This window comes from Streptomyces sp. NPDC033174, from assembly GCF_055577795.1.
Window position 1 is genome coordinate 354,567 of sequence record NZ_JBVIPQ010000007.1, and the last position, 13,085, is coordinate 367,651.

General features: G+C 71.4%; 13 protein-coding genes. 9 read left to right on the plus strand and 4 right to left on the minus strand.

The window, feature by feature from the left end:
- The first annotated feature begins 203 nt into the window (after positions 1 to 203).
- From ACZ5VC_RS23585 to ACZ5VC_RS23595, 3 genes are all read left to right on the plus strand, one after another.
- Positions 204 to 674 (plus strand): ATP-binding protein, encoded by a 471-nt coding sequence (locus ACZ5VC_RS23585; RefSeq protein WP_469122009.1) that lies wholly within the window; start codon positions 204 to 206, stop codon positions 672 to 674.
- A 329-nt stretch (positions 675 to 1,003) separates the two neighbouring features.
- Positions 1,004 to 1,906, plus strand: coding sequence for an AMP-binding protein (locus tag ACZ5VC_RS23590; protein WP_469122010.1), 903 nt, complete (start codon positions 1,004 to 1,006; stop codon positions 1,904 to 1,906).
- A gap of 27 nt (positions 1,907 to 1,933) precedes the next feature.
- Positions 1,934 to 3,994 (plus strand): SpoIIE family protein phosphatase, encoded by a 2,061-nt coding sequence (locus ACZ5VC_RS23595; RefSeq protein ID WP_469122011.1) that lies wholly within the window; start codon positions 1,934 to 1,936, stop codon positions 3,992 to 3,994.
- A 15-nt stretch (positions 3,995 to 4,009) separates the two neighbouring features.
- Here ACZ5VC_RS23595 and ACZ5VC_RS23600 read toward each other — a convergent pair whose 3' ends face one another.
- The 3 genes from ACZ5VC_RS23600 to ACZ5VC_RS23610 all read right to left on the minus strand — a co-directional run bounded on the left by ACZ5VC_RS23600 (position 4,010) and on the right by ACZ5VC_RS23610 (position 5,509).
- Positions 4,010 to 4,570, minus strand: coding sequence for a pyridoxamine 5'-phosphate oxidase family protein (locus ACZ5VC_RS23600; protein WP_469122012.1), 561 nt, complete (start codon positions 4,568 to 4,570; stop codon positions 4,010 to 4,012).
- Between the two features lie 147 nt (positions 4,571 to 4,717).
- Positions 4,718 to 5,035, minus strand: a complete 318-nt coding sequence (locus tag ACZ5VC_RS23605; RefSeq protein WP_469122013.1) for a hypothetical protein — start codon at positions 5,033 to 5,035, stop codon at positions 4,718 to 4,720.
- 30 nt (positions 5,036 to 5,065) lie between these two features.
- Positions 5,066 to 5,509, minus strand: a complete 444-nt coding sequence (locus ACZ5VC_RS23610) for a PRC-barrel domain-containing protein (protein ID WP_469122014.1) — start codon at positions 5,507 to 5,509, stop codon at positions 5,066 to 5,068.
- Between the two features lie 336 nt (positions 5,510 to 5,845).
- Between ACZ5VC_RS23610 and ACZ5VC_RS23615 the strand changes: the two genes are divergently transcribed.
- From ACZ5VC_RS23615 to ACZ5VC_RS23640, 6 genes are all read left to right on the plus strand, one after another.
- Positions 5,846 to 6,271: an ATP-binding protein gene (locus ACZ5VC_RS23615; RefSeq protein ID WP_469122015.1), complete on the plus strand. Its 426-nt coding sequence runs from the start codon at positions 5,846 to 5,848 to the stop codon at positions 6,269 to 6,271.
- A gap of 78 nt (positions 6,272 to 6,349) precedes the next feature.
- Positions 6,350 to 6,697: an STAS domain-containing protein gene (locus tag ACZ5VC_RS23620; protein WP_469122016.1), complete on the plus strand. Its 348-nt coding sequence runs from the start codon at positions 6,350 to 6,352 to the stop codon at positions 6,695 to 6,697.
- Between the two features lie 204 nt (positions 6,698 to 6,901).
- A complete protein-coding gene (locus ACZ5VC_RS23625; RefSeq protein WP_469122017.1) occupies positions 6,902 to 7,636 on the plus strand; it encodes a restriction endonuclease in 735 nt (244 codons plus the stop codon).
- A 158-nt stretch (positions 7,637 to 7,794) separates the two neighbouring features.
- On the plus strand, positions 7,795 to 8,067 hold the full coding sequence (locus tag ACZ5VC_RS23630) for a WhiB family transcriptional regulator (RefSeq protein WP_469122018.1): 273 nt from the start codon (positions 7,795 to 7,797) through the stop codon (positions 8,065 to 8,067).
- A gap of 147 nt (positions 8,068 to 8,214) precedes the next feature.
- A complete protein-coding gene (locus ACZ5VC_RS23635) occupies positions 8,215 to 9,435 on the plus strand; it encodes a phospholipase D-like domain-containing protein (RefSeq protein WP_469122019.1) in 1,221 nt (406 codons plus the stop codon).
- 133 nt (positions 9,436 to 9,568) lie between these two features.
- Positions 9,569 to 10,435: an RNA polymerase sigma factor SigF gene (locus ACZ5VC_RS23640; RefSeq protein WP_469122020.1), complete on the plus strand. Its 867-nt coding sequence runs from the start codon at positions 9,569 to 9,571 to the stop codon at positions 10,433 to 10,435.
- Positions 10,436 to 10,522: 87 nt separating this feature from the next.
- On the opposite strand, the gene ACZ5VC_RS23645 is transcribed toward ACZ5VC_RS23640, so the two are convergent.
- Positions 10,523 to 13,015: a SpoIIE family protein phosphatase gene (locus ACZ5VC_RS23645; RefSeq protein WP_469122021.1), complete on the minus strand. Its 2,493-nt coding sequence runs from the start codon at positions 13,013 to 13,015 to the stop codon at positions 10,523 to 10,525.
- Positions 13,016 to 13,085 lie beyond the last annotated feature (70 nt).

Sequence of the window (13,085 nt, forward strand, 5' to 3'; positions counted from 1 at the left end):
GGGTGCCGGCGAGCACGTCAGACCGTCGCAACTTATGTCCGAAATGCCTTGCGCTCGACGGAAAAGCCTGCCTAGGCTGTTACACGTGTAACTCCGAATCTTGCGACACCCTACACGCCACCGCAAGACTCACAGCTCAGCCGGTCTGTAGTCGGTTACACGAGTGATTCCGGCGTCGTCGCCCTTCTCGTCGGGAGCCCGTCATGCTCACCGCCACTTCTTCCTCGCGTCCCCCCGTGGTCGCGCCCGCTCCGCCTCGTGGCTGTTGCTCGGTCCAGTGGGCGGTGAAGCCGACCGTCGCCACGGTTCCCAAGGTGCGCGCGTCCGCCCGCGCCGCCCTCCAGACCTGGCGTATCGCTCCTGATCGGTCGGAGCTGCTGCTCCTCGCCGTGAGTGAACTCGTCTCCAACGCGGTGCGGCACGCCGGAGCCGTCACCGACCGGCTGCGCGCCACGCTCACGCTCGGCGGCGGGTGGCTCCGGCTCGATGTCGCCGACGGCGATCCGTTTCTGCCGAGCCTGGGCCCGCAGTGCGAGCCGCTGATCGACATGGAGGCGGAAGGGGGTCGGGGTCTCATGATCGTCGGCCTTCTGGTGGCCGAGGTCCAGGGTGAGGTCGCGGCGTTCCGTGACGGCGTCGGCAAGGTCGTCCGGGTCCGCATCCCCGCAGCCTGACGTTCTGCCGGGCCCGCTGCGCACCGCGACGCCCGCCCCCGCGACGCCCGCTCGCGCGACGCCCGCCCTCGCGACGCCCGCTCGCGCGACGCCCGCTCGCGCGACGCCCGCCCCCGCGACGCCCGCTCGCGCGACTTGCCGCACTCCCTCTGCCGTCCCGAGATTGGTGCGCCCCATGGACCTCTCCCCGTCCGCCCATGTGGACACGTTCTGCCGTGACCGGCTCCCGCCCGGCCCCTCTGGCCCGAACTGCACTACGACCTCCCCGAGTTGCGGTACCAGGACCGTCTCAACTGCGCCGCGCGCCTGCTCGACGACGCCGTGGGCCGATGGGGCCCCGGCCGCCCCTGCCTGCTGACGCCGACCGAACGTGGTCCTACGGCGAACTGCTGCACCGCGCCAACCAAGTCACTCGCGTGCTCACCGAAGACCTGGGCCTGCGCCCCGGAAATCGCGTGCTGTTGCGCGGACCCAACAGCCCCTGGCTCGTGGCCTCCTGGTTCGGTGTCCTCAAGGCGGATGGCGTCGCCGTCACCACCATGCCGATGCTGCGCGCCGCGGAACTCGCCCGACTGCACGACATCAGCCGCCCCGCCGTCGCCCTGTGCGACCACCGTTACATCGACGAACTCCACGCCGCCGACACCCCCGGCCTGGTCGTCGTGCCGTATGGCGGCCCCTCCGACCTGTACCTCACGCGGCGCTGCGCACTGGAAAGCTCCGCCGCGGGGAGCCGCGCGGGCGGGCGGCCGGCCCGATCGGCCGACACCCCTCGCCCGCCCGTCGCCCCCAGTGCCGGCCGCGCCGCTCTGGAGGCTCCCGCCGCTTTCTTCCGGCCTCCCGGCGATGGCCTCGGTAGCGGGTCACCTGCTGTCCGGCGCCTACGCCGAAGCGCCGCTGCCGATCTGATCGTCCTGATGGCCGCACTCGACGTCGACGGGCCCGCGGTGCGATTGGCGATCTCCCGCCCTGAAGAAGCGGGGGATCCTGGAGCCGGAGGGGCGCCACCGGCTACCGCCTCAGCCCGGCCCTCCACCCCGCCTTCCACGCGGGCGGTCGGCGCATCCCGCCGCGCGGCAGGTGTTCCAGCAGTTGCGCGCCGTCCTGGCACCGCCGAGCCCGCGGTCCGTACGGGACGTGACCTGCCTGGCCGAGCAGACGGGGGAGGGCTGAGCCGCCGCCGCGCGAAGCGCCCCGCATCGGCGTCTCGGCTAGTGTGGATCGGTAGGTAAAGGGCCCCTCGGGGTGAGGTCGGTGCGTTGGACACACACCAGTCGACGAGCCAGGTCCCGGAGCCGCCGCTGGCGGCCGTCGGATACGCGGGTGTGCTCCGTGAGCTGCTGCCGATCGCGCTGTGGCGCGAGGACGCGGAAGGGCGCATCGAGGAGTGGTCGCTGGCCGCCCAGGACCTGCTCGGGCACCAGGCCGAGGACGTCATCGGCCGCCCCGCCGCGCCCCTGCTCGTCCCCGGCGTCAACCGGGAGCTGGCCGACCAGCTGACGCGGCAGGTCCAGGCGGGGGAGACCGTCGTCGGGACGCTGCCCGTGCGGCACCGCGACGGTCATCAGGTGACGATGGAGATGTGGATCGTCCCCGCCACGGACGCGCGGGGACGGCCGGGAGCCCTGCTGATCGCCGTGGAGACCTCGGAGGTCCTGCGGATGCGCGACTCCCTGGCGGCGCTGGAGAGCCTCTTCACCCAGTCACCCATCGGCCTGGGCACGCTCGGCCCCGACCTGCGGTTCCTGCGGGTCAACGACGCCCTGGCCCGGATGAACGGGGTCTCCGCGGCGGAGCACCTGGGCAAGCGGCTGACCGAGGTGGTGCCCGGTGTCAACGCCACGGCGCTGGAATCGATGATGCGGCAGGTCCTGGAGCGGGGCACGCCCGTCGTCGACGCCCGCCGCACCGGCCGGACCCCGGCCGACCCCGACCGTGAGCGGACCTGGTCCTGCTCCTACGCCCCGCTGATCGACAACGCCGGCCGGCGCCTGGGCCTGATCGCCTCCCTCATCGACATCACCGAGGGCCAGCAGGCCCAGATCGACGCCGAGCGCGCCCGGCACCGCTTCGCCATGCTCGCCGAGGCCGGCACACGGATCGGGACCACCCTGGACCTGCGGCAGACGGGCGAGGAAGTGGTGCAGGTCCTCGTACCGCACCTCGCCGACTCGGCCGATGTGCAACTCCTCGAGGAGGTCATCGACCCGGACGAGGCCGCCGCCTCCACCCGGGGCGTGGTCCGCCGCCTGGCGGCCGCCTTCCCCGATCCGACCGCCCCCACCGCCAGACTGAAGCCCGGCATGACCCTCCAGCTGCCCATCGACTCGGTGTACGAACGGGTCATCGCCGGCGGACGGCCGATGAACCTCTACCAGTCCGACATCCCGGCGCTGATCACCGATCCCCGGGCCGCCAAACTGCGCGACTACCTAGCCACCAGCATCGGCTCCGCGCGGATGATCCCGCTGGTCGCCCGCGGCAAGGTGCTCGGCGCGGTCGTGGTGACCCGGCTCCGCGGCCGTGAACCGTTCGACGAACAGGACTGCGTCCTCGTCGACGAACTGGTCGCCCGCGCGGCGCTCAACATCGACAACGCCCGGATGTACACGACCCAGCGGGAAGCGGCGCTGACTCTCCAGCGCAGTCTGACGAACAGTGCGCTGCCCGCCGCCACCGGTCTGGAACTGACCGGGCGTTACCTGCCCGCGAGCGACCACGACGTGGGCGGTGACTGGTTCGACGTCATCGCGCTGCCCGAGGGCAGAACCGGGCTCGTCATCGGGGACGTGATGGGCCACGGCATCCACGCGGCGGCCGTCATGGGGCAACTGCGTACGGCGGTACGCACCTTGGCCCGCCACGACATCTCCCCCGCGCAGATGCTCAGCTCCCTCGATGCCGTCGTGGCCGACCTGGGCGAGGACGAGATGGCGACCTGCGTCTACGCTGTCCACGACCCGGCGTCGGGCACCTGCGTGATCGTCAGGGCCGGGCACCCTCCGCCGCTGGTGGCCACGCCGGGCGGAGTGATCACGTTCCTCCACGGCCCGCCCGGCACGCCGCTGGGCACAGGAGGGCAGGACTTCCGCACCGAAGAGGTGCCGCTGCCCCCCGGCAGCCTGCTGGTCCTGTACACCGACGGCCTCATCGAAGCCCGCGACAGGGACCTCGACCAGGGGATGGACCAGCTCGCCGGGGCGCTGCTCCGTCTCGACCAGCCGCTGGACGAACTCTGCGACGGCATCCTCGGCCGGCTGCTCCCCGGCGCCGCCCAGGACGATGTGGCGGTGCTCCTCGCCCGTACCGTCGGGACGTGACACCCCGGACGCTCCCTAGAAGCCGGGGGCGCCCGTGACGAAGTAGTCGGAGTCCTTCGGCCGGGCGTCGTGGGACACGCGGGGGCGGGGTGCCGGTTCCAGATGGGGGATGTGCTTGGAGCAGTGGACGTAGGCCTCGTCCACCGTGATGTGGACCCAGAATTCGGGCCGCCGGCCCGGGGCGGGGTCGAAGGGGAGATGCGGATACGCCCGGCGCTGGTCGTCATCGCCGTGGAGGCGGGCGGTGCCGTTGACGTGCAGCCCTATGTGGTGACGGCTGAAGTCCATGAACAGCAGACCGAGATGGGGGTTCTCCAGCATGTTGCCCGCGCTGGCCATGACGCCGTTCCCCCGGTACTCCGGGTAGGTCAGGGTCTGTTCGTCCAGGTCGACGACGAATCCCGGCGGACCGGCGCGGAAGGTGGAGTCGCAGGCGCCACCCGCGTCGGCCGTGGCCAGGAAGACCATGGTCTGCTGACGTATGAACCGCCGCATGTCCGGGGTGAGATGCGGCTGAACCTGGCGGTCGTAGAAGCCCGCGGCCCGCTCGGCCGTGCCGAGGCTGTGCTGCAGCATGCGTTCACCGCTGGTCGTGGGGGCGCCCCCGTCGTGGCGATTCACAGCAGATCGGTCTCTTCCTGTTGGGCGCGTGCCGGGTGCAAAGAGGCGTTCAGGAAGGGAAGGGTACGACGGGCGGACGGCAATCGACCCCGGGGGGTTGTGTCAGGTCTGTGAGTCGATACCGGTGACGGCCGCGGGGCCCATCGGCGCCTCGTCCTCGGAGAGGCCCGCCTCGCCCAGGGCGGCGGCGGCCGCGCGCCGCGCCGCGTCCTCGGCGCTGCCGCTGTCGTCCGCCTCGACCTCCAGGCGGACCGTGAACGTTCCGTCGTCGTTGACGGTCAGAATGTCCAGGTCCTCCATCCGGCCGAGGGTGGTGTGGCGCGGATCGGCCGGCCGGAGACGCCGCACGAACGCCGCCCTGGCGTCGTCGTTCGGCTCCCGCAGGAACGTGCCCGGAATCGTGATGACGTACGTGGTCACGTGGCTCTCCTCGGACGAAGGTGGACCGGTTCAGACACTGTGCTCATTGAACACGCGCAGGCGGCTGCGCGAGGACTCCGCTCCGTCGGTGCCCGCCCGAATGGCCTGAGCCCTGTCCATTTCGGCCCAGCCGGCGCCGGCCTCCGCGTGCACCTCCTCGCGGGCGTCCTCCACGCCGAAGTACGCGAACAGCTGCGTCTCGTCCGCCACGGACAAGCTCTGCCGGGTGGCGGGCGGGGCCGCCGCGATCTTGGCCGATGTGAAGGGGACCAGTAGACGGTCCGGAGCGGCGATCGCGTCCCTCAGGGGGACGAACCGTTCTCCGAAACCGGACGAATCGCCGCGTACCAGCGCCCACTCGGGCCGTCCCGTGGTGTCGTCCAGCAAGAGATGGACGATGGTTCCGACGCTGACGCCCTCCGCGGCGTAGACCGGCTGCCCGGTCAGGGTCGTCAACCGTTCCTGGGAAATCATCGCTGCTCCTCGCTCGCTTCTCACTGCACTGTCGCCGCGCCCTGTCTGGAGCGCCTTACCCGTGGCCCTGACCGTAAACGGGGTGTCGCGAGGCGCGGCGGGGGCGCGCGGGGGGCGTGGCGAGGGGGAGCGAAGGTGTGGCGTACCGTCCGAGCCGCCCTCCTGCCTGTGGTCTTCGTCATGGAAAACGGGGGGTGCAAGGTGCCGCATGTGCGGGTAAGGGGGAGTCGAGCGGGCGAGGGGGGAACCGTGGTGTTGCAGGGCGAGCGCGTGACTTTCACACGAGGAACGACGACATGCCGAGCCCTTGAGCGGAAGGCAGGGCATCAGGTGGCGGTGGGGACAACGCCGGCGGACGAAGCGTGTGAGCGGTCGGAGCGCGCGTCAGCGGCTTTCAGCGACTCGCAGGAGGCGATCGCGGCGGCGCGAGACTTCGTCGGAGTCTTTCTTTCCGTGCGGGCGGCCGCCGGGGCGGCGGTGAAGCCGCGGTCCATCGACGACGCACGGCTGGTGATCAGCGAGCTGGTGACGAATGTCGTCCGGCACGCTCCCGGCCCGTGCCGGGTGGACCTGGGGCTGAAGGGCGGAGTCCTGGAGATCGCCGTCTCCGACACCCGGCCCGAGGCTCCTGTCGCCGAGGCACCCGACCCTGGCAGGATCGGACAGCATGGGCTGGAGATCGTCCTGGCCGTCTGCGAGAGCGTGAAGATCGAACCGCTCCCTTCGGGCAAGCGGGTGCGGGCGCGGCTCGCGGTGCAGTGACGTCCCCGGGCGAGTGTCGAGTCGAGGACCTCGGTGCCGGAGCGCGGCGCCGACGCGGTGTGGAGGAGGAGAAGCGGAATGGAGCTCGCGCGGGTGGAGGTGCAGGGTGAGGTGCATCCATCTGGTATCGGGGTGCTCAGAGTCGCCGGCGAGCTCGATTTCGACGGGGTCGACGCCTTCCTGGAGGCGTTCGGCGCCCTCCGGGCGCAGGGGAGCAGCAGCCTGCTGCTCGACCTGTCGGACCTGAGATTCATGGACTCCTCCGGAGTCAACGCCCTCCTGCGGGCCTATCAGGGCACGCAGGCTTCCGGCGGCTGGATGCGACTGGCGTGCCCCCAGCCGCCGGTGCGCAAGGTGATCGAGCTGGTGTGCCTGGACGACGTCATCCCGCTGTACCCCACCGTCGACGACGCCCTCGCCGCCTGAGCCCCCCGCACTCCGTCCCGGAGGGGGCACCCGCGTCCGTAACGCCCCTGCCCCATACTCCTCTGCCCTCGCCCCGGGCTCTGTCTCCGACTCTGACCAATCATCAGATGATGTACTGCTCGAGGTAGTTGAAGTCGCCCAGGCCGGGCAGACGGCACTCATGAGTGATCTTGACGTCGTCGCAGCCGGGGGTGGCCACCGCATATGACGATGCCCGTTCGCCGGCGCGGACCGGCCTTCAGCCTTCGGCAGACCATCCTGTTCTTCGGGCTTCTCGCACTCGTCCTGTGCGGCGTCGGACTGACACTGAAAGTGATCGCGAGACAGGCCGGGCAACATCCCCTCGTGGGCGTGGCCGCCGCCCTCCTCGTCTTCGGCGCCGCGGCGGGGCTGCGGAAGGCGCGCAGGCGCCGGGCCGTCGGCCGGGCCGCCGGAGCGGTGGTGGAAGCCACGCACCAGCTGGCCGAGACGCTCACCGACGACCCCGCCGCCGTGCTGCCGGCCGGGCCGGCGCAGGACGCCGAGCCGGTTCCGCGGACCTTCGAGGCCGCGGACTACGCCGCCATGGATCCTGCGGCCTTCGAGCAGGCGGTCGCGGCCCTGTGCGAGCGGGACGGGTGCCTGGGCGTCGAGGTCGTCGGCGGCGCCGGCGACCTCGGCGCCGACGTCATGGCCACCGCCCCCGACGGACGCCGCGTCGTCATCCAGTGCAAGCGCTACGGCCCTTTGAACAAGGTCGGCTCCCAGGACGTACAACGCTTCGGAGGGACGTGCTTCGCGGTTCACGAGGCCCATGTCGCGGCGGTCGTGACCACGAGCGAGTTCACCCAGCCCGCCACTGAGTACGCCGAGCAGTGCGGGATCCGCTGCGTCGACCTGGACGGCCTCGTCGCCTGGACCGGCGGCGTGGGCCCCGCGCCCTGGGAGGAGACCGCCTGAACACGGCTTTCCCGAAGGACTTCCGGCCGTGTTTGAGGCCGGGCTCCGACGGTCAGCCGAAGAGGACGGTCCCGCCCGTGAGCCCGGGCGGACCCGACCGTACGCGCACCACCCCCGAACCACACCCGCACACCCTGGAGAGGAAGGATCACCAGCCAATGACGGACTGGCGACAGGACTGGCGACACGACGGCGCCTGCCGGGACGAGGACCCCGACCTCTTCTTCCCCATGGGCAACACGGGCCCCGCGGTGCTGCAGGCGGAAGAGGCCAAGGCGGTGTGCCGGCGCTGCCCCGTGCGGGAGCAGTGCCTGGCGTGGGCGCTGGAGGCGAGTCAGGACATAGGAGTCTGGGGCGGCCTCGACGAGAACGAACGCCGCATACTCAAGCGGCGCACCGCCCGTCGCCGGGCCAGGGCCGTCGGGGAGTGAGGCCGGGGGAGCAGGGGAGGGAGTGAAGAGCGACGGCGTGACTGATCGTCGGCCGGGTAAGCGGGCCACGTCAGCGCACGCCGTCCGCGGCTTCGCCACCACGGGAGCGGATCGGCGCCGTCGGACCCGGAGGACCGGAGGACTCGGATGAGCGTCACCGACTTCGTCAGACACGACGACGCCACGCCCCTCGAAGCGGCGCGGTGCGACACCGAGGACCGCAAACAGCGGCTCAGGCGGCGCCTGGAGCGCCTCATCGGCATCGCGGCCACCGAAGGGAACGAGCTGCTGCCCCTGCGCAACGGCGTGGAGATCTTCCCCGCCATGCTCGAGGCCATCCGCGGGGCCGAACACACCATCGACATGATGACCTTCGTGTACTGGCGCGGCGAGATAGCCCGCGAGTTCGCGTCCGCCCTCGCAGGCCGCGCCCGCGTCGGGGTACGCGTACGGCTGCTGCTCGACGGCTTCGGCGCGCGGCAGATAGAGACCGCCCTGCTCGAGGAGATGGACACCGCGGGCGTGCAAGTGGCCTGGTTCCGCAAGCCGCTCTGGCTCTCCCCCCTGAAGCAGAACCACCGCTGTCACCGCAAGGCCCTGATCGTCGACGAACACACCGCGTTCACCGGCGGCGTCGGCATCGCCGAGGAGTGGTGCGGCAACGCGGGCGGTCCCCGCGAGTGGCGCGACACTCATGTCCGGGTCCGCGGGCCCGCCGTCGACGGCATCGCCGCGGCCTTCGCGCAGAACTGGGCCGAGTGTCACGCCGAACTGTTCGACCACCGCGACCGCTTCTCCACCCACGCCCAGCACGGCGACGCCATCGTCCAGGTGGTGCGCGGGTCGGCCAGCATCGGCTGGCAGGACATGCAGACCCTCATCCGCATCATGCTCACCTCCGCGCAGAACCGCTTCCGCCTGGCGACCGCCTACTTCGCGCCCGACGAGTACTTCATCGGACTGCTCTGCGAGACCGCGCGGCGTGGGGTACGGGTCGAGATCCTGCTGCCGGGCCGCCACACCGACCAGCGCGCCAGCCAGTTGGCCGGCCAGCGCCACTACAGCGACCTGCTCGCGGCCGGCGTCGCCATCCGCCAGTACGAGCCCACCATGATGCACGCCAAGATCATCACCGTGGACGGTGTCGCGTCGCTGATCGGCTCCACCAACTTCAACCGCCGCTCCATGGACCACGACGAGGAGGTCATGCTCGCCGTGCTCGACGAGGAGTTCACCGCCACCCTCGACCGGCATTTCGACGAGGACCTCGCCCGCAGCCGGGCCGTCACCCTCGCCGACTGGGAGGGCCGCCCCCTGGCCGAGCGCGTCAAGGAGGCGGCGGTCACCCCGCTTCGGCGCTTCCTCTGAGGCGCGTCCTCAACTTTTTCGCAACTCGCGGACAAGATGTGCGCATAGGAGGTGGAGCCCGGGGTAGACGCGGCTCACTGGACGACACGGTAATACGACAGAGTGCGTGCTGATTATGGGAGGGAACAGGACGATGGCGACTGTGGTGGCGACGGCGGCGACGACGGCGACGGGGACGGTGACGGAGGGCGGCATCGCGGAGCTGCCGGTGGTCGAGAACCCTCAGCAGGTCGCGCCCAAGGACGCACGCGCCCTGTCGAAGCTGTTCTTCGACCAGCTGGTGACTCTCGAGGAAGGCACGCCCGAGTACCAGTACGCCCGTAACACCCTGGTCGAGATGAACATGTCCCTGGTCCGCTACGCCGCCGGCCGATTCCGCAGCCGTGGCGACCAGATGGAGGACATCGTCCAGGTCGGCATGATCGGCCTCATCAAGGCCATCGACCGGTTCGACCTCTCGCGCGAGGTGGAGTTCGCCACCTTCGCCGTTCCGTACATCGTCGGCGAGATCAAGCGCTTCTTCCGCGACACCTCGTGGGCGGTGCACGTGCCGCGGCGCCTCCAGGAAGCCCGCGTCGAACTGGCCAAGGCCACCGAGGAGCTGAGCACCCGCCTCGGCCGCGCCCCCAAGGTCAGTGAGCTGGCCGCCCTGATGAACCTCTCCGAGGACGAGGTCATCGAGGCCCGGCTGGCGTCCAACGGCTACACCTCCAGCTCTCTCGACGCCGCCATCAACGGAGGCGAGGACGACGACGCTTCCCTGGCCCACTTCATCGGCGCCGAGGACCCCGCGATGGAACTCGTCGAGAACTTCCACGCCCTGGCCCCGCTCATCGAGCAGCTCGACGAGCGCGACCGGCGCATCCTGCACCTGCGCTTCGTCGAGGAGCTCTCCCAGTCGCAGATCGGCGAGCAGCTCGGCGTCTCCCAGATGCACGTCTCGCGACTGCTGACGCGGGTGCTGACACGACTGCGCGAAGGCCTGCTCACCACACGCTGAGCGCCACGTACGACGCGGGGCCGCGGTCCGTTCCCCTCCGGACCGCGGCCCCGCTTCACGCCCGCGCGGCGCGCGGCCGCGTCCGTCTCACATCACCTGCACGCCGATCAGACACGTGTCGTCGTCCGTGTCCGACTTGCTGTGCGTGAGCAGCGCGTCGAGGCGCCGCTCCAGCGTGGTGCTCGGTGTGCGGGCCCCCTCCAGCAGATGCGTCAGCGAGTCCTGCATCGACTGGTCCCGCCGCTCGACCAGACCGTCGGTGTACATGAGGAGGGTGTCGCCCGCCTCCATCCGCAGTTCCTCCTCCTCGTATGTGGCCTCCGCGAGGGCGCCGAGGAGTATCCCGCTGAGCGGCCGCAGGGTGGTGGCCCGCCGGCCCCGGATCAGGACCGGAGGAAGGTGACCCGCCCGCGCCCAGCGCAGGATGTGGGTCTCGGGGTCGTAGAGCCCGCACACCGCCGTGGCGGTGACCTGCTCGGTCAGATAGTGGGCCACGATGTTGAGCCATGACAGGAGCTGGGCGGGGCCGGCTCCCGTCACGGCGAGTCCGCGCATGGCGTTGCGGAGCACCACCATCGTCGTGGCGGCCTCGATACCGTGGCCCGCCACGTCTCCCACGCACAGCATGATCTGCTTCGAGGGCAGGACGACGGCGTCGTACCAGTCGCCTCCCACCATGGACTCGGACTCCGCGGGCCGGTAGCGCACCGCGATCTGCAGTCCGGGGCTGTCCAGCGGGGCCTGGGCCGGGGGCATGATGGCGTGCTGCAGCTGCAGCGTCAGCCGGTTGCGCTCGGCGGCCTGCTGTTCGGTGTGGGCGAGTTGGTCGCGGGTCGCCGCCAGCGCCACCTCGGTCCAGTGCTGGGCGGAGATGTCCTGGTAGGCGCCGCGTACCGCCAGCAGTCGCCGGCCGGCGTCCATCACGGGCTCGGCGATCACGCGCAGGTGCCGGGTGATGCCGTCGGGGCGCTGGAGCCGGAACGCGGCCGAGGCCGGGCGCCGCTGGTTGAGCACCGAACGCAGGAAGCGGCCGATGAGGACGCTGTCGTCGGGATGGACATGGGCGGCCAGCTCGTGCAGGGGTACGGGGTCCGAACCCGGGGGCCGGCCGTAGAGGTCGAAGAGCTGACCGTTCCAGGTGATCTCACCCGTGGCGACGTTCTCCTCGAAGCCGCCGATCCGGCCCAGCCGCTGGGCGTGCTGGAGCAGACTCGCCAGTCGCGCCGTCTCGTCCTCGACACGCCAGATGAGGAGCACGCTGCTCCCGTGGCGGCTGACGCTGATGTCGGCGACGGCGGCGAGCGGCACCTGGTCCACCAGGGCGGTGAGCGTCATCCGCTCGGCGCGGTAGGGCTCTCCGGTGGAGTAGACGCGCTCGATCTTCTCGAAGAGGTCGCTGTCGCCGACCGCCTTCGGATAGGCCTCGAGCAGCAGGGCGCCGTTGACGGCGGTACGGGGCCGGCCGGCCGGGTCGACGAAGCGGCCGTTGACGTGGTGGACGCGGAAGTCGGCGAGTTCGCCCTCGGGCCCGAAGAACGGCGTGAGGACCAGGGCCGGGTCGTACAGACCCTCGGACAGGTCCACCAGCTCGGTGAGGTCGGCCGACGGCCTGACGGTGTCCCACACCGTGGCCGACGCCGGCAGGGCCTCCAGCGTGTGGGCGCACAACTCGGCGAGCGCCTCGATCTGACGCTCGATCTGCGGGGGCTGCGGCTCCAGCGGTCCGGGCCAGCAGATCTCCAGGATGCCGTGGATCCGGCCTCCGGTGCCGGCCGGGACCGCCACCCGGCCACCGCCGGCGCTCTGCGCGGAGCCGATGGACGGCAGGGCCACTGACGAGTGGGACCGCACCCACACGGTTCGACGCTCGCTCAGAGCCTGGCGGGCCAGGGTCGCCACACCGGGGGGTACGTAACGCCAGCGGCCGGCCTCGTCGGTGGAGAAACCCGCGTGACCCGCCAGCGTGAGCGAGGCGTCGGAACCCGCCGTCCACACCGCGACGGCGGTGGCCCCGAGCGGGGTCAGCGCGTGTTCCAGCAGAGACTCCGCGACCGCCTGGGTGTCTCCCGCCGCCAGGGCGGCGCTCTCCGCCTTGCGCAGGCGCACGCCGACGGAGACGCCGCTCTCCTCCCCGTCCGCGGGCAGGCCGGCGGTCCGGTGGACGAAGGCGTCGACGACCTCGGCGACCTGGTCGCGGGCGGCCTGATTGATGATGTCGGCCGCCAGTTCCAGCTGCGAGAGGCCCGCCTCGTCGGCGAGCGTCGCGAGCTGCTGGGCCGCCGACGCCGGCCCGCACCGGAGGCGCTCGATCAGGACGCCCTTGGCGAGTTCGATCAGGGCGCGGCCGTCGGCCGCCGCCTGCGCGGCGCGGATCTCGCCCCGCAGGCGCTGCACGGTCGCGGCCAGCCTGCCGACGTTGGTCGCTCTGCTGACCGAGGGGTCCGTCAGGGCGTCGAGCGATGCGGAGAGGGCGGGGGCCGGGTCGTGCGCGGTATCCGGAGGAGACGGATCGTGCGGGACGGCGGGGGCCGACCGCCCGTTGTCCCGCACGGGCTGCCCCGGCTGTTCGGGAGTGCTCACTGGGCTGCTGACTCCTCGGTCGGCGATGGTGGGGGGAGAGGCGTGCGGGGGAGGGGCGGTGGCCCCTCCC